21 protein-coding genes and 1 pseudogene are annotated in these 25,089 nt (G+C 71.3%); 9 read left to right on the top strand and 13 right to left on the bottom strand.

The window, feature by feature from the left end; all coding sequences use genetic code 11:
• From FLX07_RS35145 to FLX07_RS35135, 3 genes and pseudogenes are all read right to left on the bottom strand, one after another.
• A pseudogene (locus FLX07_RS35145) lies at positions 1-287 on the bottom strand (potassium-transporting ATPase subunit B); the annotation flags it as partial.
• Complete coding sequence (gene kdpA / locus FLX07_RS35140; RefSeq protein ID WP_142576178.1) at positions 287-1,948, bottom strand: potassium-transporting ATPase subunit KdpA; 1,662 nt, start codon at positions 1,946-1,948, stop codon at positions 287-289. The pseudogene FLX07_RS35145 and the gene kdpA, both read right to left, overlap by 1 nt.
• Positions 1,948-2,037 (bottom strand): potassium-transporting ATPase subunit F, encoded by a 90-nt coding sequence (locus FLX07_RS35135; RefSeq protein WP_051762707.1) that lies wholly within the window; start codon positions 2,035-2,037, stop codon positions 1,948-1,950. The genes kdpA and FLX07_RS35135 overlap by 1 nt, the downstream gene beginning before the upstream one ends.
• A gap of 357 nt (positions 2,038-2,394) precedes the next feature.
• On the opposite strand from FLX07_RS35135, the gene FLX07_RS35130 reads away from it, so the two are divergent.
• The 7 genes from FLX07_RS35130 (at position 2,395) to FLX07_RS35100 (ending at position 8,104) form a co-directional block, all read left to right on the top strand.
• On the top strand, positions 2,395-2,913 hold the full coding sequence (locus FLX07_RS35130) for a DUF3147 family protein (RefSeq protein ID WP_167748510.1): 519 nt from the start codon (positions 2,395-2,397) through the stop codon (positions 2,911-2,913).
• Positions 2,910-3,335 (top strand): DUF3147 family protein, encoded by a 426-nt coding sequence (locus FLX07_RS35125; RefSeq protein WP_142576175.1) that lies wholly within the window; start codon positions 2,910-2,912, stop codon positions 3,333-3,335. The genes FLX07_RS35130 and FLX07_RS35125 overlap by 4 nt, the downstream gene beginning before the upstream one ends.
• A 132-nt stretch (positions 3,336-3,467) precedes the next feature.
• Positions 3,468-4,742, top strand: coding sequence for a cytochrome ubiquinol oxidase subunit I (locus FLX07_RS35120; protein ID WP_142576173.1), 1,275 nt, complete (start codon positions 3,468-3,470; stop codon positions 4,740-4,742).
• Positions 4,743-4,755: 13 nt separating this feature from the next.
• On the top strand, positions 4,756-5,769 hold the full coding sequence (gene cydB / locus FLX07_RS35115) for a cytochrome d ubiquinol oxidase subunit II (RefSeq protein ID WP_142576170.1): 1,014 nt from the start codon (positions 4,756-4,758) through the stop codon (positions 5,767-5,769).
• Between the two features lie 102 nt (positions 5,770-5,871).
• Entirely contained in the window at positions 5,872-6,741 is an 870-nt protein-coding gene (locus FLX07_RS35110) for an MEDS domain-containing protein (RefSeq protein ID WP_142576168.1), read from the top strand.
• Positions 6,731-7,534 carry an STAS domain-containing protein gene (locus FLX07_RS35105; RefSeq protein WP_142576167.1) on the top strand — a complete coding sequence of 268 codons (804 nt, stop codon included), beginning with the start codon at positions 6,731-6,733 and terminating at the stop codon, positions 7,532-7,534. The genes FLX07_RS35110 and FLX07_RS35105 overlap by 11 nt, the downstream gene beginning before the upstream one ends.
• 48 nt (positions 7,535-7,582) lie before the next feature.
• A complete protein-coding gene (locus tag FLX07_RS35100) occupies positions 7,583-8,104 on the top strand; it encodes a hypothetical protein (RefSeq protein WP_142576165.1) in 522 nt (173 codons plus the stop codon).
• 12 nt (positions 8,105-8,116) lie between these two features.
• On the opposite strand, the gene FLX07_RS35095 is transcribed toward FLX07_RS35100, so the two are convergent.
• From FLX07_RS35095 to FLX07_RS35060, 8 genes are all read right to left on the bottom strand, one after another.
• Entirely contained in the window at positions 8,117-9,163 is a 1,047-nt protein-coding gene (locus FLX07_RS35095; RefSeq protein WP_142576163.1) for a glucose 1-dehydrogenase, read from the bottom strand.
• On the bottom strand, positions 9,163-10,980 hold the full coding sequence (locus FLX07_RS35090) for a glycoside hydrolase family 15 protein (protein WP_142576161.1): 1,818 nt from the start codon (positions 10,978-10,980) through the stop codon (positions 9,163-9,165). Before FLX07_RS35090 ends, FLX07_RS35095 begins: the two co-directional genes overlap by 1 nt.
• Positions 10,981-11,362: 382 nt before the next feature.
• Positions 11,363-12,811: an argininosuccinate synthase gene (gene argG, locus FLX07_RS35085; RefSeq protein ID WP_142576159.1), complete on the bottom strand. Its 1,449-nt coding sequence runs from the start codon at positions 12,809-12,811 to the stop codon at positions 11,363-11,365.
• A gap of 89 nt (positions 12,812-12,900) precedes the next feature.
• Positions 12,901-13,986 (bottom strand): ROK family protein, encoded by a 1,086-nt coding sequence (locus FLX07_RS35080; RefSeq protein ID WP_229689475.1) that lies wholly within the window; start codon positions 13,984-13,986, stop codon positions 12,901-12,903.
• 331 nt (positions 13,987-14,317) lie between these two features.
• On the bottom strand, positions 14,318-14,956 hold the full coding sequence (locus FLX07_RS35075) for a TetR/AcrR family transcriptional regulator (RefSeq protein ID WP_373292430.1): 639 nt from the start codon (positions 14,954-14,956) through the stop codon (positions 14,318-14,320).
• Positions 14,957-15,009: 53 nt separating this feature from the next.
• A complete protein-coding gene (locus tag FLX07_RS35070; RefSeq protein WP_142576152.1) occupies positions 15,010-16,215 on the bottom strand; it encodes a cytochrome P450 in 1,206 nt (401 codons plus the stop codon).
• 164 nt (positions 16,216-16,379) lie between these two features.
• Positions 16,380-16,682, bottom strand: a complete 303-nt coding sequence (locus tag FLX07_RS35065; RefSeq protein WP_142576150.1) for an STAS domain-containing protein — start codon at positions 16,680-16,682, stop codon at positions 16,380-16,382.
• Complete coding sequence (locus FLX07_RS35060) at positions 16,682-20,869, bottom strand: SpoIIE family protein phosphatase (RefSeq protein WP_208762563.1); 4,188 nt, start codon at positions 20,867-20,869, stop codon at positions 16,682-16,684. Before FLX07_RS35060 ends, FLX07_RS35065 begins: the two co-directional genes overlap by 1 nt.
• Positions 20,870-21,272: 403 nt before the next feature.
• On the opposite strand from FLX07_RS35060, the gene FLX07_RS35055 reads away from it, so the two are divergent.
• Both FLX07_RS35055 and FLX07_RS35050 read left to right on the top strand, forming a co-directional pair.
• Positions 21,273-22,250, top strand: coding sequence for an L-threonylcarbamoyladenylate synthase (locus FLX07_RS35055; protein ID WP_229689476.1), 978 nt, complete (start codon positions 21,273-21,275; stop codon positions 22,248-22,250).
• 155 nt (positions 22,251-22,405) lie between these two features.
• A complete protein-coding gene (locus FLX07_RS35050; protein WP_142576146.1) occupies positions 22,406-23,035 on the top strand; it encodes an HD domain-containing protein in 630 nt (209 codons plus the stop codon).
• A gap of 84 nt (positions 23,036-23,119) precedes the next feature.
• On the opposite strand, the gene FLX07_RS35045 is transcribed toward FLX07_RS35050, so the two are convergent.
• Together FLX07_RS35045 and FLX07_RS35040 are read right to left on the bottom strand one after the other, a co-directional pair.
• On the bottom strand, positions 23,120-23,380 hold the full coding sequence (locus tag FLX07_RS35045; protein WP_142576144.1) for an SAV_915 family protein: 261 nt from the start codon (positions 23,378-23,380) through the stop codon (positions 23,120-23,122).
• A 126-nt stretch (positions 23,381-23,506) separates the two neighbouring features.
• A complete protein-coding gene (locus FLX07_RS35040; RefSeq protein ID WP_142576142.1) occupies positions 23,507-24,481 on the bottom strand; it encodes a sensor histidine kinase in 975 nt (324 codons plus the stop codon).
• Between the last annotated feature and the right edge of the window lie 608 nt (positions 24,482-25,089).

Below are 25,089 nucleotides of genomic sequence, written 5' to 3'. Positions count from 1 at the left end.
TCGGCCACGGCCTCGGCCAGGTTGGCGAACACGACCGTCAGCCACAGCCACACCACGATGGCCCAGGCGAACAACGAGGGATCGGCGATCGCGAGCACAGTGGTGAACGCCGCGCCGACCTCGACGACGAACATCACCGGATTCCGCCACAGCGTGACGGGGTTCAGCTTCCGCAGCGCGTGGGGCAGCGACCTCACGAGCTGCCGGGGATCGAGCAGGCCGCCGCCGACCCCGCCGCTGACCCCGCCGCCGGTCCCGCCGCTTCCACGCCGCGCTGACGCCGGCATCAGGACAGTCCTTCCGCGAGGGGCGCGAGCGCGAGGGCAGGCAGGAACGTGAGGGCGACGAGGACGACCGTGACGCCGGCCACCATCCCGACGAACTGCGGACGGTGGGTGGGCAGCGTCCCGGCGGAGACCGGCACCGGCGCCTGCCGCGCCAGCGATCCGGCCAGCGCGAGGATGAAGACGATCGGCAGGAACCGGCCGAAGGCCATGCACAGACCGAGCGCGACACACCACCAGGGCGTGCCCGCCGAGATCCCGGCGAACGCCGAGCCGTTGTTGGCGGCCGCGCTCGTGAACGCGTAGAGGATCTCCGAGAGCCCGTGCGGGCCGCCGTTCAGCATGGCCGCCAGACCCGCCCGGTTGCCCATCGCCGCGGCCGTGCCGGCGAGCACGAGGGCCGGGGTCACCAGGAAGTAGAGCGAGGCCAGTTTGATCTCACGCGAGCCGATCTTCTTGCCCAGGTACTCCGGCGTACGGCCCACCATCAGACCGGCCACGAAGACGGTGATCACCGCCAGCACGAGCATGCCGTACAGGCCGGAACCGGCGCCGCCCGGCGCGACCTCGCCGAGCATCATGTTCAGCATCGTCATCATGCCGCCCAGGGGCGTGAAGGAGTCGTGGGCGGAGTCGGCGGCGCCGGTCGAGGTCAGCGTCGTGACGGCGGCGAACGTCGCGGAGCCGGGCACGCCGAAGCGGACCTCCTTGCCCTCCAGCGCCGCCCCCGCGGCCTGGGGGACCGTGGCGCCGCCGGAGACCTCGAAGACGTTCGTCAGCACCACGCTCACCAGGGCGATCACCGCCATGACGGCGAGGATCGCGTGTCCCTGCCGCACCTGGCCGACCATGCGGCCGAAGGTGCGCGGCAGCGCGACCGGGATCGCCAGGAGCAGGACGATCTGCAGCCAGTTCGTCCACCCGGCCGGATTCTCGAAGGGATGGGCGGAGTTGGCGTTGTAGAAGCCGCCCCCGTTGGTGCCGAGGACCTTGATCGCCTCCTGGCTCGCCACCGGGCCCCCGGTGATCGCCTGGGTGCCGCCGGTCAGCGTCGTCACCTCGTGTGGCGACGCGAGGTTCTGCACCACGCCCCCGGCGACCAGGACCAGCGCGGCGACGAACGCGATCGGCAGCAGGACCCGGAACGTGCCGCGCACGAGATCCACCCAGAAGTTGCCGATGGTGTCGGCCTGCCTGCGGGCGAAGCCCCGCACGAGCGCGACCGCCACGGCCATGCCGACCGCCGCCGACGCGAAGTTCTGCACCGCCAGGCCGGCCATCTGCACCAGGTGACCCATCGTGGACTCACCCGAGTACGCCTGCCAGTTGGTGTTCGTAACGAAACTGACGGCCGTGTTCCAGGCGACGTGGGCGGGGACCGCGGGTCGCCCGAGGCCGAGGACCAGCCGGTCCTGCAGGCGCTGCATGCCGTAGACGGCCAGCACGGAGACCGCGGAGAAGGCCAGCAGGGCGCGTGCGTAGACCGCCCAGGACTGCTCGGCGTCCGGCCGCACGCCGACGAGACGGTAGACGAGGCGCTCGGCCGCGCTGTGGCGGGTGCCGGTGTAGACCCGGTACAGGTAGTCGCCCAGCAGCAGATAAACGACGGACAGCACCGTGACGACGGACAGCACGAGCACGGCCCCTGCCGCTGCCGCGCTCATCAGAAGCGCTCCGGGAACAGCAGGGCCGCGACCATGAAGACCAGCAGCGCCGCGGCCACGCCGAGACCGACGGCGTTGATCACGCTCACCGGCGCTCCACCGCCTTCACGACAAGCCCCACGATCGTGAACACCGCGATCGTCAGAGCGACGAAGATGACGTCCGCCATCCCCACTCCCCGGTTGTGATTCACGTCCGTCGGTTGTGACTCACGTCCGCCGGACCACGACGGTCTCAGCACAAGCAAAGTCCGAGATCGGTGGCATTTGGTGGCTCTTGACGGCTTTCATACGGGTTCGAACCGAGTATTGACGAGCTCTGTACGCCGTCCACGCCGAGGGTTTCGGGCGTACCGGTGCCGGAAATCAACGCGGTTCAACCGGCGAGCGACGCCCCCCGAGCATCTGTGCCGGCTTCCTGTGCCGGCTTCGGGGAGGGGACGCGGCGTGGGCGAGGTGACCGATCAGATCGTGGAGGTCCTCCTGAAGGCGCTGGCCGGGGGCGTCTTCGTGCTGGCCTTCGCCGCGCTGGCCGAGACGCTGACGCCGAAACGACTCGCCGGGGTGTTCTGCGCCGCCCCTTCGGTGGCCCTGGCCAGCCTCATCGTCACCGCCGGCATCGCCGGTGTCCCCGACGTCCTCGCCTCGGCCCGGGGCATGCAGGTCGGCGCGGTCGGCTTCGCCCTCTACTGCCTGATCACCGTTCCCCTGGTGCGCAGGTGGGGCGTCTGGCGGGGGGCGCTGGCCGCGCTCGCGGTCTGGGGCGTCGCCGTGGCCGCCGGGTACGCGCTGGCGCCGCAGGGCCTGCCCGGCGTCCGGACCACGGCGGTCCCCGCTTCGCTTCCCCAGCCGGCCTCCCCGGACCTGCCCCAGCCGGCCTCCCCGGACCTGCCCCCGCCGACGGCCCCGGACCTGCCCCCGCCGACGGCCCCGGAGCTCCCCCCGCCACCGGCGCGCCTGTCGTGAGCGCCCGTCGTGACGGCGACCCGGCCCCCGACGACGACAGGAAGGTGCGGCTGCGGCTCGGCGAGCTGAGGCGACCGCCCATGCGCGACTGGGTGATCCGGTTCGCGTTCGGCGCCGGAGTGTCGGCGCTCGCCGGGGTGGTGTCCGTGCTGGCCGGCCCGCGCGCGGGCGGGCTCTTCCTCGCGTTCCCGGCGATCCTGCTGGCGAGCGTCACCCTCGTCGCCAAGGAGGAGGGCGCACGCCAGGCCGCGCAGGACGTGGCGGGGGCGGCCTTCGGCACCGTCGGCCTGTACGGCTTCGCCGTCGTGGTGGCGCTCACGGTGACCGTCTGGCCGCTGTGGCTGTCCCTCACGATCGCCACCCTGACCTGGGCGGCCCTCTCCCTGGCCCTGTACGCCACCGTGACCCGGCTCCGTCGCTGAGCCCGATCGGCGGGCGGAGACCGCTGACCCGATATGATCCGTCCACTCTTGCGGACTTTGCGAGGAAAGGGCTGATTTGTCGGTCTACCCCACGCCCCCCACCTCTTCTCGCAGGGTGACGGGCGTACCTCGATGACGGACGAGACGCTGGCGCGCCTCCAGTTCGCGACGACTGCCGGTTTCCACTGGCTGTTCGTGATGCTCACCCTCGGCCTCGCCCCGCTGATCGCGGTGATGCACACCCGGCACGCCCTCCGGGGCACACCGCTCCTGGAGCGCATGACCCGGTTCTGGGGCCAGATCTACGTCGTGAACTACGTGCTGGGCATCGTCACCGGCCTGGTCATGGAGTTCCAGTTCGGGCTCGCCTGGAGCGGCCTGGCCGAGTACGCCGGCAACGTCTTCGGCGCCCCGCTCGCACTCGAGACGATCGTCGCCTTCTTCGCCGAGTCCACCTTCCTGGGCATGTGGATCTTCGGCTGGGGGAAGCTGCCCAAGGCGGTGCACGTCACGTTGATCTGGCTGGTCACCCTCACCGCGTACGCCTCGGCGTACTGGATCATGGTGGCCAACGGCTTCCTGCAGCACCCGGTGGGGCACGAGGTGCGCGGCGGCGTCGCCTACCTCACCGATTTCGGCGCCATGCTCACCAACCCCAACGCGATCAACGCGCTGGTGCACGCCGCCACCGCCGCGCTGATGACCGGTGGAGTCTTCGTGGCGGGGGTGAGCTCCTACCACTTCCTCAAGCGCACGGCGGAGCGGGAGTTCTTCCGCGCGTCGCTGCGGCTCGGCCTGTTCGTGGCCACGCCCGCGGCGTTCGTCGCGCTCTACTACGGGTTCGTGCAGATCCCGACGCTCGTGGACACCCAGCCGATGAAGGCGGCGACCCTGCGCGGCCACATCGACGACCTCGGCTCCCTGCGGGTCGAGGACGTGCAGGCGCAACTGGCGCAGCGGTTCGGCGCGGGGGACTACCGGCCGCCCACCTGGATCGCCACCGCCTTCGACGTCATGCAGGACGTCGGCTATCTGATCTTCCTGCTGATCGTCGTGGCCCTCGTCCTGCTCTACCGGGACTGGTACCTCCGGTTCCGCCCGGCGGCGTACCTGATGCTGGTCGCGGTGCCCCTGCCCTTCGTCGCCGCGCTCGGCGGATGGCTGCTGCGCGAGGTGGGACGCCAGCCGTGGGCGGTGTACGGCGAGCTCACGACGGCCGCCGCGCGGTCGCCCGTCGGCTCGATGGCGGCGTCCCTGGTCCTGTTCTGCGGGGTGTTCCTCGCGCTGGGGGTCGCCGACGTGGCGCTGATCGTCCGGTACGCCCGCCGCGGCCCGGCCGAAACCGACCTGGGCGGATCACCCGGCGACGGGCAGGCGGAGCGGCCCACCGCGTCCCTCGCCCTGTGAAAGAGGAGCCCTCGTGACTCTCGGACTCGTGTGGCCGGCCCTGCTCGGGCTGCTGCTCGCCGGCTACTTCGTCCTGGCCGGTCTCGACTACGGCGTGCAGATGCTCACGCCCCGGCTCGGCCGTGACGACCGCGAGCGGCGGGCGCTGCTCAACGCCTTCGGCCCGTTCTTCCTCGGCAACGAGGTCTGGCTGGTGGCCGCGTCCGGGGTGCTGTTCGGCGCTTTCCCCTTCCTGGAGGGACGGCTGCTGTCCGGGATGTATTTCCTGTTCACGGCGATCCTGGCCGGAATCGTCGTCGGCAACGCCGCCGTACAGCTGCGCAGCCGCCACCGGGGCGCCGCGGCACGCCGCCTCTGGGATGGGTTGATCTTCCTGGGCGGGCTGGTGCCCGCCGTGGGATGGGGGCTCGTGGCCGGCCGCATCCTCGCCGGGGTGCCGCTGGACGCCCGGAACGCCTTCTCCCTCGGACCGGCCGACCTGCTCGACCCCTTCGTGCTGCTGTGCGGCGCCACGACCGCCGCGGTGTTCCTCGCGCACGGGGCGGCCTTCCTGGCGTGGCGGACCGACGGCGAGCCGGGCGCGCGGGCGGCGAGGGCCGGCCGCCGCGGCCTGCTCGTGGCCGCCGCGGCGGCGGCCGCCGTCCTCGTCACCGGCTCCCTCTCCTCGGCGCGGCACGCCCTCGTCCATCCGTGGCCCGCCTTCGTGGCCGGCGCCGCCTTGGTGATCGCGCTCCTCGCGGGGGCGGCTCTGCTGCGGGCGGGCCGTACGGGCCCTGCTCTCGCCGCGACCTCGTGCGCGGCCGCCCTGCCCGTCGTCGCCCTCGGCGCCGGCCTGCGCCCCTTCGCGCTGGTCTCCTCCAGCGCCCCCGGCACCGGCCTGCGGCTGGCCGATGCGATGGCGGAGGCGAGCACCCTGCGGCTGCTGGCGGGCTTCGCCGCGGTCATGGTGCCGCTGATGCTCCTCGCCCAGGTCTGGAACTGGTGGATGTTCCGCGACCGAACCGGCCGTACGCCGACGTACCTGTAGCCCTCCCGCCGGCCGAGACCGATTCTTGACGAATGCCGGTCACTAGGATGGGTAGCCCGTTGAGACGGTGGGCGGCCGGGACCGCTCGGGGGTGGTGGCACGGTGACCGTCAGTGCAGAGGTGCAGATCACGGATCTGGCGATCAATGATCACGCGTGCCTGACCTTCGGCGAGCCGGAAGAACTGCTCGACCTCACGGCCGCGTTCGTACGGGACGGGCTGGCGGGAGGGCTGCGGGTCGTCTGGTTGTGCGAGGAGCCGCAGGGAGCGCTGGCCGAGCTGAACCGCCGCGGGATAGCCGTGCAGTCCGCCACCGCGAGCGGCCGGATGGACGTCGTCGCCTCTCAGGAGGGCCTGCTGTCCGGGCAGGTCTTCACGGTGGATCACGCGATGGGGTGGCTGAGCTCCCAGATGGAGCTGACCGCGCACGAGGGCTACTCGGGGCTGCGGGTGGCCCTCGACATGGGCTGGGCGCTGCGGCCGGTCCACGGTGTCGAGCAACTGCCCGCCTTCGAGGAGCAGATCGCGACGATCCTGTCGGACAGCAGCGTGTCGGTGCTGTGCCAGTACGACCGGGAACGCTTCGACCCGGTCACCCTCGCCTCGGTCTCCCCCTTTCACACGCGGGCGGTCGCCGCGGCCACCTATCACGACGACCCTTTGCTGCGGATCTGCCGCCAGTACGCGCCTCCCGGCATCCGGGTGGCGGGACAGATCGACCGGGCGGCCGAGGACGCCCTGGCCCTGGCGCTGAGCGAGGCGATCAGGACGGAGGGCCCCGTCACGATCAACATGGCCGAGCTGTCCTTCATCGACCTGTCCTGCACCCGGACCATCATCGACGTGGCACGGAGCCTGGCGCCGGCCCGCACGGTCGTCCTGCGATGCAGCCCCGCCATCGCGCCGCGGTTCGTGCTGCTCGGCGCGCAGGGCATTCCCGGGATCAGCCTGGTGACCGCGCATGAGCGATGACGGAACCAACTACGCCTCCCACCTCGCCTCGGGCTCCGGCAGCGGCGAGCGGGACGCCGCGACGCCGGTGCTGATCCTCGGCCAACCCTTCGACCGCGGGTCGCTCTACCCCCTGCGGGAGACGCTGCACGCGCACGTCGTCCACGCCGGGCTGCCCTATGGACGGTCCGTGGACCTGGTCCTCACCGTCCACGAGCTCGCCACCAACGTGGTCTTCCACGGCTCGGGAACCGGGCAGGCGAGGATCTGGCAGCTCGACGGCGTGCTGCGGTGCGAGGTCGGCGACCCCGGCTCGTCCGACTACGACACCGCCGCGTGGCCGGTCAAGCACGGGCACGGGCTGTGGCTCGCCCGCTACCTGCCGGACCGGTTCACAATCGCCTCCGGCCCGGACGGCACCCTCGCCACGGCCGACTTCGCCCTCCCCGGGCCCGGATCGCATCGGTCCGCCACCCCACGGCTGCGCCGTCTCGACTCGCACGCCGTCCTGGAGCTGGACGGCGCCCTCGACGAGCAGGCGGCCCCCCAGATCACCGCGGCGGTCGGGGAGCTCGTCTCCGGCACACCGGCGGCAGGGCTGGTGATCGACCTTTCCGCGGTGACCTACTGGGACAGCACCGGCATCACCGCCCTGATCGTGGCGCAGCAGCGCGTGGCGGAGACGACGGCGGGGATGCTGGTCCTGACCGGCCTCGCGGCCGAGTTCGCCGAGCGCCTCGACGCGCTCAGCCCGGTTCCGTTCACGACCCGCGAGACACCCGCCAAGGCGGTCCACCTGTTCCCGCTCCCCTGAAGCACCCGCATGTGCTGAAATGTGCCGGTGAATCGGACGAGGCAGGCGATGGGTGAGATGCTCATCTACCTTTTCGCGGTCTTCCTGATCACCGGCGGCGTGCTGGCGTTCTCCTACGTGCCCAGCGGCGAGACGGTCTCCTACACCGGCGACTACGAGCCGCTGCGAGGCGTGCGGGTGAGCGCCGCCTACCATTCGATCCTCGACATCGGCTTCGACGATCGCGGCGGCCTGCTCGCACGGCAACTGCACCACCGCTGTGCGATCCTGCTCGGCCTGGGGACCGTCGTCTGGGCCCTGCTCGGCCGGTTCCTGTACGCGCTCCCGGTGCTGGGCCTGGCCGCGGTCGCCGCGCTCGGCGGCTACGGGTCGGCCGACGACCTGCTGTCCGGCACCTTCCTGGCCAGGGTGCCCATTCCCGTCTGGTACGGCCTGCACCTCGTGGCGGCGCTCGCCGTGGGCGCCCTGCTGGTCGTCTCCTCTCGCCGGGAGGCCGCCCGGCAGCCCAGGACGGCCGGCTTCGTGGCGGCGACCCTCGGCCTCACCGCCATGCTGATCTTCGTGCTGTGAGCGGGAGAGCCGTCACAGCTCGACGACGACCTTGACGTCCTGCGGCCCGGCGGTGAAGGCGTCCCGGAACGACTCCAGCGGCACCCTGCGGGTGATCAGCCGGTTCAGCCAGGCGAGGTCGGCCTTGGCCAGGGCGTCGGCCGCGGTGGCGTAGTGGCCGAGGTTGGCGTTGACCGAGCCGATGAGCACGTCGTTCTCCAGCACGATGTCACGGTTGAGGCTGCCCGCGTCGAGCGTGATCCGGCGCCCGGCCGAGGAGACACCGGTGAGACAGACGATGCCGTAGGGCGCGGTGTTCGCGGCCACGGCGAAGATGACCGGTCCCACGCCGGTCGCCTCGATGACCACGTCGGGGCGCACCTTCGCGGCGACCTCTCCGGCGTCCTCGCAGTGGTAGACCGCGCCGAGGTCCCGCACGAGGGCCGGTTTCGGGCCGTCCGTGACCCGGTCGAGGACGTGCACCTCCAGCCCGCGCTGCACGCCGAGCAACGCCGCGAGCAGGCCGACCGGCCCTGCGCCGGTGACCAGCGCGGTCGTCGGCGCGAACCAGGCCCGGGCGCCGACCTTCTCGACCTCGTCCCAGGCCTTTGCTACGACACTGGTCGGTTCGAGGAGCATTCCGACGTCGGCCAGCCCGGGATCGAGCCTGACGGCGTAGTCCGGCTCGACCACCCAGCTCTGGCTGGCGAATCCGTCCAGTTCCTTGATGCCGCGCTCGGTGTAGCGGCCGTTGCGGCACATGTCGAACTGCCCGTGCGCGCAGGCGCCGCACGGCACCGGGTCGGGCCGCCGGACCACTCCGACCACCAGGTCCCCCGGGGCGAAGCCGCTGCCGGAAGGCGCCTGCCGCACCCTGCCCAGCGATTCGTGGCCGATGACCAGGCGTTCGCGGCCGGGCGGGGCCCAGCCGTACTCCCCGGCGGCGATCTCCTTGTCGGTGCCGCACACGCCGGCGGCGAGACCCTCGACGAGCAGGTCCCCCTCGCCCGGCTCGGGATCGGGGACCTCGGTGACGGCCAGGGAGTCCTTCTGCAGCGGTATGACGGTGAGAGCGCGCATCAGCGCTCACCTCCAACGTGTTGGCGGCCGTGGGCGACGTGCTCGGCCGGCCGGGCCCCGGACAGGTGGCGGGCCGCGTTCACGAGCCCGACGTGGCTGAACGCCTGGGGCGTGTTGCCGAGCTGCCGCCCGGTGACGGGGTCGTACTCCTCACTCAGCAGGCCGAGATCGTTACGAAGACTCAGCAGCCGTTCGAACAACTCGTACGCCTCCCGATGGCGGCCGATGCCGTACAAGGCGTCGGCGAGCCAGAACGTGCAGGTGACGAACACCCCCTCGGTGCCGGGAAGGCCGTCCACGTTGCCGTCGGCCCGCGGCTGGTAACGCAGCAGGAAACCGTCGGAGCACAGCTCGCGTCGCACCGCCTCGACGGTGCCGGCCACCCGCGGGTCGTCCCAGGGCAGGAACCCCACCCGGGGGATCAGCAGCAGGGCGGCGTCCAGCCCCTCGGAGCCGTAGAACTGGGTGAACGTGCCCCGCCCGGCGTCGTAGCCGCGGTCGCAGACCTCGGCGTGGATCTTGTCGCGGGTGGCGCGCCACCGGTCCACCGGCCCGTCCAGGCCGAAGCGTTCGACGGCCTGTACGGCGCGGTCCAGGCCCGCCCACGCCATGACCTTGGAATGGACGAAGTGGCGGCGGTCGCCGCGCACCTCCCACAGCCCGTTGTCCGGGTCGTCCCAGTGGCCTTCCAGAAAGTCCAGCAGCGCCCGTTGCAGGTCCCACGCCTGCTCGTCGGCGTGGATGCCGGCCGTCCTGGCCAGGTGCAGCCCGTCGAGGACCTCACCCCACACGTCGAGCTGGAACTGCCCGGACGCCGCGTTGCCGACCCGCACCGGAGCCGCGCCGTCGTAGCCGCCCAGCCAGTCGAGCGTGTGTTCCGGCAGGCGGCGGGTGCCGTCGATGCCGTACATGATCTGCAGGTCGGCCGGGTCTCCGGCCGCGGCCCGCAGCAGCCACTCCCGCCAGGCCCTGGCCTCGGCGACGAAGCCGGTGCCCAGCAGCGCCTGCAGCGTGAACGTCGCGTCGCGCAGCCAGCAGAACCGGTAGTCCCAGTTGCGCGGCCCGCCCGGCTGCTCCGGCAGCGAGGTCGTGACCGCGGCCACGATGCCGCCGGTCGGCGCATAGGTCAGCGCCTTCAGCACGACCAGTGATCGGCGCACGGCCTCCTCCCACCGGCCCTCGTGCCGGAAGCCGCGCATCCACGACGTCCAGAACGCCTCCGTGTCGGCGAGGGCCTTGTCCGCGTCCACCGGACGCGGCATGCGCTCGTGCGAAGGCCGATAGGTCAGCACGAACGGCACCCGCTGCCCGGCAACCACCTCGAATTCAGCATAGGTGGTCATATCCTCGCCGCGGAGCGGCACCGGTGTCTTCAGCCAGGCGGCGTCCGGTCCGGCGACGGCCGCGAGCCGCCCGTCCTGGTGCCGCACCCAGGGCATGATGTGCCCGTAGTCGAACCGCAGTCGCAGCGCCATGCGCATCGGCACCCGCCCGCTGACGCCCTCCACGACGCGCACCACGTCGGCCGCCTCACCCCGTGGCGGCATCGCGTCGATCACGCGTACGGATCCCTTGGGGGTGTCCCACTCCGTTTCCAGGATCAGGGAGTCGCCCCGGTAGCGGCGGCGCGTGCACAGCCCGCCGGCCGCGGGGGCGAGGCGCCACAGGCCCGCCCGCTCGTCGCCGAGCAGGGCGGCGAAACAGGCGGGGGCGTCGAACCGGGGCAGGCACAACCAGTCGATCGACCCGTCGCGCCCCACCAACGCGGCCGTGTGCAGGTCGCCGAGCAGCCCGTAGTCCTCGATCCGCAGTGCCACCGCGCCTCCCCCTCCGGGGGTCGATCTCGCGAACAAGGGCCGCGCTACCCGGGCAAAGGGCACGTATGCACAGGGTAAACAGGCACAGGGCGAACAACAGTCGCCCCGGGCGGCTCCGCGGCCTACCCACCTTTTACGGGTACGTCTCGGCCGGTCCTGAGCGGCGTGCGGCTTGGCGCCGGGCGCGCCGGAAGGCCACCGCCGTGGTCGCGACCGCCAATACGCGAAGCTCGGCATCGTGCGGTTCCGCGTCGCGTTCGGGGGCGTTCGACGGGACGGCGCGTCTCACGGTGCGGGCGAGCAGGTCGGCACGACAAGGGCGCCCGCACAGCGGGCGCCCCATCGTGATTGTCAGTCGGTGCCGAGCTCCGTGGCGGCCCGGTCAGTCGGTACCGAGCTCCATGGCGGCCTGGTCGAGCAGCTCCTCCTCGGTGGAGACCTCACCGCGAGAGGCGATCGCCTCGGCCCCGCCCTCGGGCATCGCGCCGATCAGCCCGGTCGAGGCCGCCTGAGCGGCTCCGATCAACGCCGGCTGCTGGCTGCCGACCATGCCCATCCTGGCGTACTGCTCCAGCTTGGCGCGAGAGTCGGCGATGTCGAGGTTGCGCATCGTCAGCTGCCCGATGCGGTCCACCGGGCCGAAGGCGGAGTCCTCGGTGCGCTCCATGGAGAGCTTGTCCGGGTGGTAGCTGAACGCCGGTCCGGACGTGTCCAGCACGGAGTAGTCCTCACCGCGCCGCAACCGCAGGGTCACCTGCCCGGTCACCGCCATGCCGACCCAGCGCTGCAGCGACTCGCGCAGCATCAGCGCCTGCGGGTCCAGCCAGCGGCCCTCGTAGAGCAGCCTGCCCAGCCGCCGCCCCTCGGCGTGGTAGCTGGCGAGGGTGTCCTCGTTGTGGATCGCGTTGACCAGCCGTTCGTAGGCCGCGTGCAGCAGCGCCATGCCCGGCGCCTCGTAGACGCCCCGGCTCTTGGCCTCGATGATCCGGTTCTCGATCTGGTCGGACATGCCCAGGCCGTGCCGGCCGCCGACGGCGTTGGCCTCCAGCACCAGATCGACGGCGGAGGGGAACTCCTTGCCGTTGATCGTCACCGGACGGCCCTGCTCGAAGCCGATCGTGACGTCCTCGGTGGCGATCTCGACGTCGGGGTCCCAGAAACGCACGCCCATGATGGGGTCGACGATCTCGATGCCCGTGTCGAGGTGCTCAAGAGACTTGGCCTCGTGGGTCGCACCCCAGATGTTCGCGTCGGTGGAGTAGGCCTTCTCCACGCTGTCCCGGTAGGGCAACCCGTGGGCGAGGAGCCACTCGGACATCTCCTTGCGCCCCCCGAGCTCGTTGACGAAGTCGGCGTCCAGCCATGGCTTGTAGATCCGCAGGGAGGGGTTGGCGAGCAGACCGTAGCGGTAGAACCGCTCGATGTCGTTGCCCTTGAAGGTGGAGCCGTCTCCCCAGATCTGCACGCCGTCCTCGAGCATCGCGCGCACCAGCAGGGTGCCGGTGACCGCCCGCCCGAGCGGGGTGGTGTTGAAGTACGTGCGGCCGCCGGACCTGATGTGGAACGCCCCGCAGGCGAGGGCCGCGAGACCTTCCTCGACCAGGGCCGCCCGGCAGTCGACCAGCCGGGAGAGCTCCGCGCCGTACGCGGTGGCACGCCCCGGCACCGAGGCGATGTCAGGTTCGTCGTACTGGCCGATTTCGGCGGTGTAGGTGCACGGTACTGCACCCTTCTCCCGCATCCATGCGACCGCTACCGAGGTGTCGAGGCCTCCGGAGAAGGCGATCCCGACACGCTCGCCGACAGGCAGAGAAGTGAGCACCTTGGACACGAGTAGAATATATACACGGGAATGCATGATCATGCAATCCCGTGTGGCACGGATGTCGTCATCGGCGACCGTCCGGGCGGGAGCGCCGATCACCGGAGAACGCCGTAGACCTCCTCGCTCACGAGCCTGGCCGCGCCGATGACGCCGGCCTGCGGGCCGAGGTCGCTCATCGTGATCGGCAGATTCCTGGTGGCGAGGGGCGGCGAGCGGCGGTAGATCGCACCGCGGATCTCGGCGAGCAGCACGTGGCCCAGCAGCGTGAGCCCGCCGCCCAGCACGATGAGGCTCGGGTTGAAGAACGACACCAGGCCCGCGAGCACCTCGCCCACCCGCCGTCCGCCGTCGCGCACCATCTGGACGGACGTCGCGTCACCCGCGGCGACCGCCTCGCCCACCTGCACAGCGGTCAGCGTGCCGTCGCGTTCGAGGAGTTCCCCGAGCAGGGGTGAGCGCCCGGACCGGGCCGCGGCGAGCGCGTCGCGGGCCAGCGCGTCGCCGCCGAAGGACGCCTCCAGGCATCCCGTGTTGCCGCAGACACAGATCTCGCCCGAATCGGCGACCGGTATGTGCCCGATATACCCCGCGCACCCGTCCATGCCGCGATAGAGCTCGCCCTTGGCGACGATTCCGCAGCCGATGCCCGCGCCGACCTTGACGAACAGGAAGTTCTCGGCGGTGCCGGCCGCACCGGCGTGTTGTTCGCCCAGGGCCATTGCATTGACATGGTTGTCGAGTACGACCGGACAATCGAACCGCATGCCGAAGACATCGCGGATCGGATAACCGTCCCACCCCGGCATGATCGGTGGCGAGATCGGGATACCGCGGGAGAAGTCGACCGGGCCGGGCACGCCGACGCCGACTCCCATCGGCCGGTCCACTCCCGATTTCAGGAGCAGCCGGCGACTCTGTTCCATGGCGAGTTCGAGCACGGGCTCGGGACCCTGGCGTACGTCGCATTCGGCGCGCTCGAATGCGAGAACGCGCAGCCTGCCGTCGGTGACCGCGGCGGAAACCGAGGTCGCGCCGATCGCGACGCCGACGAACCGGACCCGACCGGCGAGATCGACAACGGTCGAGCGGCGCCCTCCACGAGACGCGGCCGGCCCGATTTCCTCGACGAGTTGAAGCGCCGTAAGCCGGCTGAGTTCCGTCCCGATCGTGGTGCGTGACACTTCGAAGTGTTCTGACAGCTGAATGCGTGATTGCGGACCGGCGTCACGCAATCGCGTAAGTATTTTGGCCTGAAGCCGTGTTTCGGCTCGCCCTGGCACCGAGGTCTCCACCTCCCAAGTTTCTCACCGGGCGGCGCCTCGCCGGGCATCCTCGCGTAGTCCGGCGGCGGCCGGAATTTCACCGCGCCCACTCTTCCGGGAAGGATTTTGTGAGGAAGTCCGGTCGGCTCCGGAGACCGCCCGGCGATGAAACTTTCATTGCCGGGCTCGGGCCGGAACTCCGCTTTTAATCGGCCGTGGCCGGCGGGACCGACGGCCAGGTCGTCATCGCCTACCAGGCCGAGCCCGGAACGCCGCTTCGCCTGCGCGGTGACCTGAGCGGCACGGCGGGCGACAGCGGGGAGGCCGCGCCGGGAGACAGGGCGTCGAGGACGAGCGCGAGGTAGCGCCGCCAGCCGTCGCTGCCGCGATCCATCGTCCACAGGACGCCCATCAGCATGACCATGATCCGCGGCAGGTCGTCGGGGACGAGGTCGGCACGGATGAGACCCGCCTCCTGCCCGCGCCGGGCCAGCAGGGTCAGCGACTCGATGAACGGGCTGCTGGCCTCCGCGGTGACGGCGCCGGAGTTCCGCGCGGCGGCCAGGGTGTTGTGTTCCCGGGCCGCCGTGGACATCGCCGCCTCCAGCACGGCCGTCAGACCGCGCCGGGGATCGTCGTCGCCGAGTGCCCGTTCGATGGCGGGGGCGATGTTCTCGGCGAAGCTCTGGTCGAGGGCCGCCCGGACCAGGCCCGCCTTGTCGGGGAAGTGACGGTAGAGCGTCGCGATGCCGACCCCGGCGCGGCGGGCGATGTCTTCGAGCAGCGCGTCGGGGCCCTGCTCGGCCCAGACCTCCCGGGCCGCGCGCAGGATCCTGCCGGAGTTGCGTGCGGCGTCGGCGCGCAGCCGCCGTGAGCTCTCGGTGGTCACCATCACAGGTTAACAAAAGTGATAGGCGACTATCGATTAGCTCGGTACGCTCGTCAGGGCTCGTCCCAGGTGACCGGCATGTGCTCGGGCCCTCGGGTGGACAACCCCGTCTTCCACACGACGTCGTCCTCGTGGCCGGCGAAGCGCAGTCCCGGCAGCCGGGCGAGCAGCGTACGCAGGGCGACCTGCAGCTCCATCCGGGCGAGCGGGGCGCCGAGGCAGTGGTGCGCCCCGTGCCCGAACCCCACATGCGAGGCCTGCTGACGGTCGAATTCGAGTTCGCCGGGGTTCGTGTAGACCGACTCGTCGCGGTTGGCCGACACCAGGCTCACGACCACCGCCTGCCCGGCGCGCACCGTGACGCCGCCGAGCTCGACGTCCTCCAGCGCGTAGCGGGCGATGGAAGCGCCGCCTCCGAGCGGGACGAAGCGCATCAGCTCTTCGACCGCCCTGGGGATCAGGTCGAGGTCCGCCCGCAGCGCCGCGAGCTGCTCGGGGTGGGTGAGCAGCACGTAGACGAAGTTCGGGATCTGCGTGGCCGTCGTCTCGTGACCGGCGACCAGCAGCGCCTCGGCCAGCGACAGCATCTCCTCCTCCGACAGCCTCTCCTCGTTGTCGCGGGCCGCGACGAGCGCGCTGAGCAGATCGTCCTTCGGGGCCTGCCGGCGCTCGGCGATCAGGCCGGCCATGTACTCGCGGAGCAGGCCCATGCAGCGCGTCACCTCATCGGGGGTGAACCGCGTGGTGGACAGCAGCGCGTCCGACCAGGTCCGGAAGTCGACCCGGTCCTCGACGGGAACGCCCAGCAACTCGCAGATGACCGTGATCGGCAGCGGCAGCCCGAAGTCCTCGACGAGGTCGGCCGGGGCGCCCTTGACCAGCATCGCGCCGACGAGCTCGTCGGCGATCTCCTGGGTCCGCGGCCGCAGCAGCTCGATCCGCCGTACGGTGAACGCCTTCGACACCAGCCTCCGCAGTCTGCTGTGCTCGGGCGGGTCGAAACTGAGGATGGTGCCGGGGCGGGACCGGTGGGGCCGCATCCGCGGCTCGTCGCGGCCGATCGCCGCGGCCCGGCTGAACCGCGGGTCGCCGAGCACGACCTTGACGTCCTCATAGCGGGTCGCGAGCCACGCGGGTTCACCGTAGGGCAGCCGGACCCGGCACAGCGGTTCCTCCTGCCGCAACCGGGAGAAGAGCGGGTCCACCTCCAGCCGCTCCACCTGGCCGAAGGGGAAGGTCCGAGGTTCGGCAGTGGTCATGATGCCTCCAGAGCGGATCATCGTTCAGCACGAGCCGTCGAGCGCCACTTGATAGTCAACTATCACATGACTCGTGTAAAGAGATCAACGCAAGTGGGGGCAAAATCTCACCGAGGGGATGGACCGCAGGCCGGAGCGCCTGGGAGCGCCTGGGGGCGCCGGAACTACCGGGCGTCGGGGTCGCCGTCGTGGACGGTCGCGATGTCCGCCAGCCCGGAGATGGTCAGGACGGGAGTCAGCAGCGGATTGGCGATGAGGGTGATGCGGTCGGCGTGCGCGAAAAGGACGCTCAGGCCCGCGCTGTCGAGGTATTCGACGGAGGTCAGGTCGAGAACGACGGGCCCCGGCGTGCTTTCGAGAGCGGCCTCCAGGGCGTCGGTGTTGCTCATGTCGATCTCACCGGCCGCGGTCAGGAGAGCGGCGCCGTCCGGGCGAACCCCAGGAGTGAGGGTCAGGGGCGTGGTCATCAGGCGATCCTCATCTGCATGTCGACGGTGGTCCCGTACGGGCCGGGGGTGATGGTGACCTGCTGCATCATGGCGCGCATGAGCGCGACACCGCGGCCGCGGTGGGCGTTCGCCTCCGGCTCGGGGGACTTCCAGCGGCCGGTGTCGGCGACGGTGAGACGCAGGTTGTCGACCGACGCCTCGGCCCGCAGACGGACGACGTCGCCAGGGGTGTGGCGGTGGCCGTGCTCGATGGCGTTCGCGCACGCCTCACCGGCGGCGACCAGGATGTTCTGAACGATCTGGGCCGGCAGGTCGCACTGGCCGAGCCAGCTCCGCAGCGCCTTGCGGACGGGCGCCAGCTGGGACGACTCGGCGGGGAAGCTCATCTCCAGCGGGGCCGGGTGCCGGTAGAGCAGCAGAGCCACGTCGTCGTCGTAGCCGTCGGCGGGCGCCAGGCGGATCATCACCTGGGTGGCGAGGTCGTCGACGGCGACGTTCCTGCCGTCCTGGACGGCCTGGCTGGCCTGGTCGATGCCCGAATACAGCGGGCGGCGGCGGCGCTCGACCAGGCCGTCCGTGTACAGCATGAGCGTGGCGCGCGCGGGGATGATCGTCTCGCTCTCCGGGCGGGTCGCCCCAGGGCGTACGGCCAGGGGAACGGAGCGCCCGCCGTCGAGCAGGCCCGTGCTGCCGTCGGGGTGGGCGAGGATCCCCGGCGGATGCCCGGCGCTGGAGTAGGACAGGCGCCCGGTCTCCGGGTCGAGGACGGCGCAGAAGACGGTGGTGCACCTCGCGCCGGGGACGCCGGCGGCGAACTGGTCCAGTGCCATGAGCACGCGGGCCGGGCTGTCGTCCTGCAGCAGCAGCGCGCGGCACGCGCTGCGCAACTGCCCCATGACGGCGGCGGCGTCCACCCCGCGCCCGACGCAGTCGCCGACGACGATGCCGATGCGTCCCCCCGGCAGGGCGATCGTGTCGTACCAGTCGCCGCCGACCTCCAGGGGCCGGGTGGCGGGCTCGTAGCGTACGGCGAACCCCTCGGGAAGCCGGGCGGGGCCGAGGATGGCGCGCTGCAGCGCGATGGCGGTCTCGCGTTGCTGGTCGATCTGGTGGGCGCGCACCAGTCCCTGGGCGAGACGCCCGGCCAGCAGCGACAGCAGCACCTGGTCCTCGCCGGTGAAGGGCCGGTGGTCGCCGAAGCCGATGCGCAGGGCCATCTGGCCCTCGGGGTGCTCCAGCAGGATGCCGACCCCGTCGCGGTCGGCGACCGGGGTGAGCAGCGGCCGCCGCAGCAGATCGGTGACCACCCGGCGGCGATCGTCCGGCAGCCCGTGCCAGTCCACCGGCTCGCCGTCGACGGTCAGGGTCGGCTCCTCGCCGTGGTCGAAGACGGCGGCCAGAACCGACCGGGCGCGCCACAGGCTCCGCAGTTCCCGCAGTGCGCCGGTCAGCGCGTCGGAAAGGCTCCCGGCCTGGGACAGGCCGGTGCTCAGCGAGGCGAGGGCGCTCTCGCGCTGGATGGCGTAATGCTCGGCGGTGACGTCGCGGAAGGTGCCGACGACGACGTTCCGCCCGGTGTCGGGATCCTGCGCCTGGTTGAAGGTGACGCTGATCCACAGCCGGTGCCCGTCGCGGTGGGTGACCGGGATGGTGTAGCTGCCCTGGCCGGGACCGAGAAGGCCGCTGAAGGCGTCGGCGACCTGCTGGTGAGCGGCGGGATCGGTGGCGGCGTCCGGCCACCACGGATGGATCGGCGTGTAGGGGAGGCTCTCGGGGCCGTAGCCGAGGATCTCGGCGAAGGCGTTGTTGATCTCGATGACGGCGCCCTGCTCGTCGCAGACGAAGAACGCCTCCTGCAGCGAGTCCACCAGTGCGCTGCGCCAGCGCGCCTGGTGCTGGCGCAGCCGCGCCATGTCCATGTTCGCCCGCACCCGCGCGAGCAACTCCGCGGCGGCGAAGGGCTTGACCAGATAGTCGTCGGCTCCGGCCTGCAAGCCCTCGATGGACGCCTCCTGGCCCGCCCGGGCCGACAGCAGCACCACGGGCACGGCGGCGGTGCGCGGATCGGACCGCAGCGCCGCGACCAGGGACAGACCGTCCAGACGCGGCATCATCACATCGCTGACCACGAGGTCGGGGGCGTCCGCGCGGACGGCGTCCAGGGCCTCCATCCCGTCACTCGCGGTGCTGACGAGATAACCGGCGCCGTTGAGGAGCCGGACGAGATACCCGCGCATGTCGGCGTTGTCGTCGGCGACCAGCACGCGCGCCGGGACCGCCGAGCCCTTGGACCGGGTGGTGGAGCCGTCGTGGGACGGCAGCCCCATCGCGTCCCCGGCGGGCTCACGGCCGTCGTCCGCGGGCAGCCAGCGCAGCGCCTCTTCGACGTACGGGTCCGCGGTGGTGGCGCCGGCGCCGACGCCGGCCGTGGTGATCGCCTCGACGGGCAGGTGCGCGGAGCCGTACGGCAGGCGGATGGTGAAACGGGTGCCCTCGCCCTCGACGCTGTCGGCGCCGATGGTGCCGCCGTGCAGGCTCACCAGCTCGTGCACGAGGGCCAGCCCGATGCCGCTTCCCTCGTTGGACCGCGAGCGCGCGTTCTCGATGCGGTGGAACCGCTCGAACAGCCGCGGCACCTCCTCGGCCGGGACGCCGATGCCCGTGTCGGTGACGGTCACCACCGCGTGGTCGTCCTCACGGCGGACGGTGACGCCGATCGCGCCCTGGAAGGTGAACTTCAACGCGTTGCTGAGCAGGTTGAGCACCACCTTCTCCCACATGCCGCGGTCGATGTAGACCGGCTCGTCAGAGGGAGGGCAGTCGACCCGGAAGTCCAGGCCCGCCTTGTCGACGGCGGAGCGGAAGAGGCTGGCCAGCTCGGCGGTGACGGTGGCCAGGTCGACCGGCTCATAGCTGGCCTGCATCCGGCCGGCCTCGATGCGGGAGAAGTCGAGCAGGGTGTTGACCAGCTTGCCCAGCCGCAACCCGTTGCGGCGGATGACCTCCAGCTCCTCGCGCACCTGCGGGTCGGCTCCCTGCAGGCGCCCGCGCAGTTCCTCCACCGGCCCCATGATCAGGGTCAGCGGCGTGCGGAACTCGTGACTGATGTTGGAGAAGAAGACGGTCTTCGCACGGTCGAGCTCGGCCAGCTCCTCCGCCCGCCGCTGCTGGGCCTGGTAGCTGCGGGCGCTCGCGACGCCCGCCGCGACGTGCCCCGCGGCGAGCTCGATGAACCCGCGGTACGCCTCGTCCAGAGGGCGGTAGCGGTTGAGCCCGGCCACCAGGAACCCGTACGGCGCACTGCCCTGCTGGAGCAGCGGCACCACCAGCGCCTGCGTGGGCGGCTCCGGCCAGTTTCCGGCCGGCAGACCGGTGAACGGGGCCCCGTCGAGTGGGACAGGGTCGAGCGGCACGATCACCGACTCTCCCCGGGCCAGCGCCGCCGCGGGCCAGATCGCGTCCGGGGCGTCGGCCGGCAGCGTGAGAGGGGCGGCCGGATGCCCGGCGGCATCGCCGGTCACCCCCGCCAGCCGTGCGCCGCCGCCGTCCTGGAACAGGTAGGTCAACGTGAACGGAAGGTCGTGCAGATTGCGGCCGAGCTGCCGGCAGGCGAAGGCCAGCATCTCCTGCTCGGTGCGGACCACGCTGGGATCGGAGCCGAGATCCCGAAGGGTCGCCATGCGCCGCTCGCCGATGACCCGCTCGGTCTCCTCGCTGACGACGCACAACATGCCGACCACGGTGCCGGAGTCGTCCCTGAGGGGGCTGTAGGAGAACGTGTGGTAGCTCTCCTCCGGATAACCGGCGCGCTCCAGGAACAGCAGCAGCGCCTCGTCCCAGGTCGCCTCCCCCGTGGCCAGCACGGTGTCGATCCGCGGGCCGATGTCGTCCCAGATCTCCGCCCAGACCTCGCTGGCGGGCCGGCCCAGCGCCCACGGGTATTTCCGGCCCAGGGTGTCGCGGCGGTAGGCGGCGTTGCAGAAGAAGGTCAGCTCCGGCCCCCACGCCATCCACATGGAGAACCGGGACGACAGCAGGATGCTCACCGCCGTCTGCAGGCTCTGCGGCCACTCCTCCGGCGGCCCGAGCGGGGTCGCCCGCCAGTCCACCAACGCCAGGTCCCGGCCGACCTCGTCGTCGACCGAGAACACCCCGGCTCCGGCCGCTGTCGACGGCCCCCGCTCAGCGTCCTCACAGCGCGTCACTTGACACCCTTTCGTTCACGCCGAGCCCACCCCGGCCACGCCGGACTCCGTACCACGCCGTTGCCGCGCGGCAGGCCTCGCAAGGCGGCGGGGAGAGGTCGGTGACACGTGCGCAGCAGGATACTCCCGCCATGTCGAACCCGGATGAATCGCATGAAGCGCGGGTCCGGCGGCCTGCCGGCCCTGTAAGCCGCCCGGGCGCAGCCCGGGCGGCCGGGGGAGGACCTGCGGGTTCTACGCTGAGTCAGGGGCCGTCCTGGCGATGTTCCCCCGTGGTTCCCCCGTGCCGCTGTGCCGGATCTCGTCCGTCCCGGCCCACGCGGTGCCGCCGGCCGTGGTTCGCCGCCACGCGCCCGGCGAGAGCCCGGCATGTGGAGAGCGGAACAGTGAAAGGATCGCGAGGGTGACGGCATTAACCGGTGACATCGAGAAGGCGGCCGATGTGCTGCGCGCCGGAGGCCTCGTGGCCCTCCCGACCGAGACCGTCTACGGTCTGGGCGCCGACGCCGAAAACCCCGCCGCCGTCGCGCGCGTCTTCCAGGTCAAGGGGCGCCCGCCCTCCCACCCGCTGATCGTCCACATCGCCGGCGCCGAGCACCTGGGCGACTGGGCCGAGGACGTGCCCGAGACGGCGCGCCTGCTGGCCGAACGCTTCTGGCCGGGGCCGCTCACGCTGGTCCTGCGGCGCGGTCCCCGGGTGCCTCTCGAAGCGACCGGCGGCCTGGAGACGGTGGCCGTACGCGTGCCCGATCACCCCGTCGCGCTCGCGCTGCTGTCGGCCTTCGGCGGAGGCGTCGCGGCCCCGTCCGCCAACCGCTTCGGCTCGGTCAGCCCCACGACGGCGGACCACGTCCGTGCGGAGCTCGGCGACGCCGTCGACTTCGTGCTGGACGGCGGCTCCTGCGGAGTCGGCGTCGAGTCCACCATCGTCGACGCCACGGGCGACGTTCCGAGCATCCTGCGGCCCGGCGGAGTGACACGCGAGGACCTCGAAGCGGTGCTCGGGCACCCGCTCGCGGTTCCGTCGACGAGCGCCGTCCGGGTGCCCGGCCAGCATCCGTCACACTACGCACCGCGCGCGCGGGTGATCCTCGTGGAGCCCGGGAAGGTCGTCGCCGAAGCCGAGCTCGCGCAGGAGCTAGGGCACCAGGTGGGCGTCTTTCTCCCCCCCTCCTTCGCGGGCGCCCAGGTGAAGGCGCACGCCGTGGTGACGGTCCCGCATTCGACGGCCGCCTACGCGCGCGGGCTGTACGGGTTCCTGCGCGAGCTCGACCAGCGGGGGTGCGACCTCATCGTCGCGTCCCTGCCGGTGGAGGAGGGGCTGGGACTCGCGATCGCCAACCGGCTCCGCCGCGCCGCGGGGCCCCGGCCCTCGCAGTGACCGGCGGCCGGGTCGCGCCCACCTGCGCCCGCACCTCGAGACCAGGCCATAGACGAGGCAAGCAATTCCTTCGTCACGTGTTCATGCGATGTCCCGGCAGCCGCCGCACGTGACAGTAGAGCCCGAAGGGCGCACAGCCGGACGGGAGAAGAACCATGACAATCGACCAGACCGTGCCCGATACCGGGTTGGCGGCGGAGGCCACCGAGTTCGTACGCGAGGTCACCAGCGACCTGATCTACCATCACTCACGCCGTGTCTACTTCTTCGGCAGCCAGATGGGGCGGAGACGGGACCTGAGTTTCGACCCGGAGCTGCTCTACATCGGCGCGATGTTCCACGACCTGGGGCTCAACGAGGAGCATCGCGGCAGCGGGCGGCGCTTCGAGGTGGACGGCGCCGATGCCGCCCGCCGCTTCCTGCAGGAGCGCGGTGTGCCCGAAGACAGCGTCCGCCGGGTGTGGACGGCGATCGCCCTGCACACCACCCCCGGCATCCCCGAGTTCATGGAGCCGGAGGTGGCGCTGGTCACCGCGGGTGTGGAGTACGACGTGCTCGGCATCGGCTATCACGATCTCGACGACGCCCAGCGGGCCGAGATCACCACCCTGCATCCACGGCCGGGTTTCAAAGAGGCGATCCTGCAGGCGTTCACCGAGGGAATCGCACCCAAGCCCGAGACCACGTTCGGCAACGTCAAGGCCGACGTTCTGGAGCGCTACGTGCCCGGCTACCGACGGGGGAACTTCGTCGACACGATTCTCGGCTCCCCCTGGCCGGAGTAGGTCCGCCGGAAAGCCGGTTCCCGGTCGTCGGCGGCTCCACGAGTTGGTCATATTGGTCGGTGAGGTTCTGTTGGAGGATGCACATCACGCGGTCCTGAAGATCGGCCGGCTCATCGTGCCGGCGGGGTCGATCACGATGCTGATCACGCCGAGATCTCTGATCATGCTCCGCAGCGCGGGCTCACTCAGCCGGATCCAGTTCTGGTCGCTGCCCAGCACCTTCGTCAGCCGGAGCGGTGAGGTGAAGGCCACGGCCGTCTGCTTGCCCGCGGCCGTCCGGAACAGGCGTAGCGCCAGAGAGAACGAACTGCGGCGAACCGGCACATATAACGGATCTTCGAGCATGTCATGCCTTCCAGAGGACTCTACGAAGGCGACGTTAGATTCCACTCGACCAGCGGGAGCGCCATCGCTACGGAATTCCGACGCCGCGCCGCGGAAAGCTGACGCGGTGTTGACGGATCGCCGCGGTCACGTGCGGCGGCCCGGCGAGAGCGGCATCCGCAGGACGAAGCACGCTCCGCCGCATGGGGACTCCTCGACGTGGAGGGTGCCGTGATGGGCGGAGGCGATGGCGCGAGCGACGGCCAGGCCGAGGCCGGCGCCTCCCCGGTCCCGGCTGCGGGCGGCGTCCAGTCGCACGAAGCGGTGAAAGATCCGCTCACGGTCGGCCAGGGGGATGCCCTCTCCGTCGTCGGCGACCGTCAACTCGGCGCCGTCCCCGACGCGGCACAGGACGATCCGTACCGCGCGGGCGGCGTGCCGCCGGGCGTTGTCGAGCAGGTTGCCGAGCATTTGCCTGATCTGATCGGGATCGCCGTCGACGATCACTCCTGGGTCGAGCCGGAGATAGACGTGGTGCCCGTCCACCTGCCGGGCGGCCTGCGCCCGGACCAGCTCCGTGAGGTTCACCCGCTCCACTGTCCGTGGGACGGCCCCCAGCCGGGTCAGGAAGAGCAGATCGGCGACGATGTCCTGCACCCGGTCGAGGTCACGCAGCATGTAGCCGAGGAGGTCGTCCAGATCGGTCTCGTCCGGATGCAGTTGCGCCTCCTCCAACCGCATGCGCAGTGCGGCGATGGGGGTGCGCAGCTCGTGCGAGGCGTCGGCGGCGAACTGCCGCTGTTTCTTGCAGGCGTGTTCGGCGCGATCGTCGGCCTCGCTCAGCCGTTCCAGCGTCCTGTTGACGGCCCGGGCGAGCCGGGCGATCTCCTCGTCCCCGCCCGCCTCGGAGACCCGGGTGCTCGATTCCCTGAGGTTGACGGCCTCCAGTTCGATACGGAGGGACGTCACCGCCCGCAGTGACCTCTCCCCCGCTCGCCGCGCCCTCCGGGCGGACGGAACCCCGAGCAGGAGGGCGTCGGCGGCCCGCCGGGCGCGGATCCTCCGCAGGCGGCCGACGAGTGCCCGTACGTGTTCGTTGCCGCCGCGAAAGGTCACTGTCATGACCGCGCTCCTGCTCACCACTGGTCGCACTGTCGGGAGTCGAGTTCGCGCCTCGCGGATGCGGGCCGTCGAGCGCGGTGCCGCCCGGCGTGATGTCGGCCCCCCACACCGGTGTGGTCGCGACCGCGCCGGGCGGTCGTCGGGTGATCCCGGCGAAGGACTGGACGATTTCGTCCAGCTTGTGACTATTTGCCATTGGTTGTCAAGGTTACTCGTCCGACGTGACTCCCGGCGGGATCCGCGGCCGAAGGTGGGGTTTGTCGCATGGCCGATCGAAAGCCGAGAAGGGATTCTCCGAGGCTCATCGCACGCCGCGCGGCCACTGGCGCGAACGGCCCCTCGCGGTCCCCCCTCACGATCGCCCCTCACGATCGCCCGTCGGCTTGCCGGTCGACCACGCGAAGGCGCAGGTCAGGACTCCTTGTCATCAATTTGACACAGTCGAACGACTGACCCCAGAGTGGACCGAATCGTCCAAGTTTTCCTCGAAGGTGCCGGCCGTCCACGGGTGCGGCAGGAGAATGGTGAGACCGATGCCGTCTCTGCACTCGCTGCAGGCGCGCTACACCACAGCGGTGACGATGCTGTTGCTCCTGCTCACGGCCCTG

Source organism: Microbispora bryophytorum (assembly GCF_006874465.1).
GTDB classification, from domain to species: domain Bacteria; phylum Actinomycetota; class Actinomycetes; order Streptosporangiales; family Streptosporangiaceae; genus Microbispora; species Microbispora bryophytorum.
Note: the sequence above shows the minus strand (reverse complement) of the source record. Positions and strands in the feature narration are given on the sequence as shown.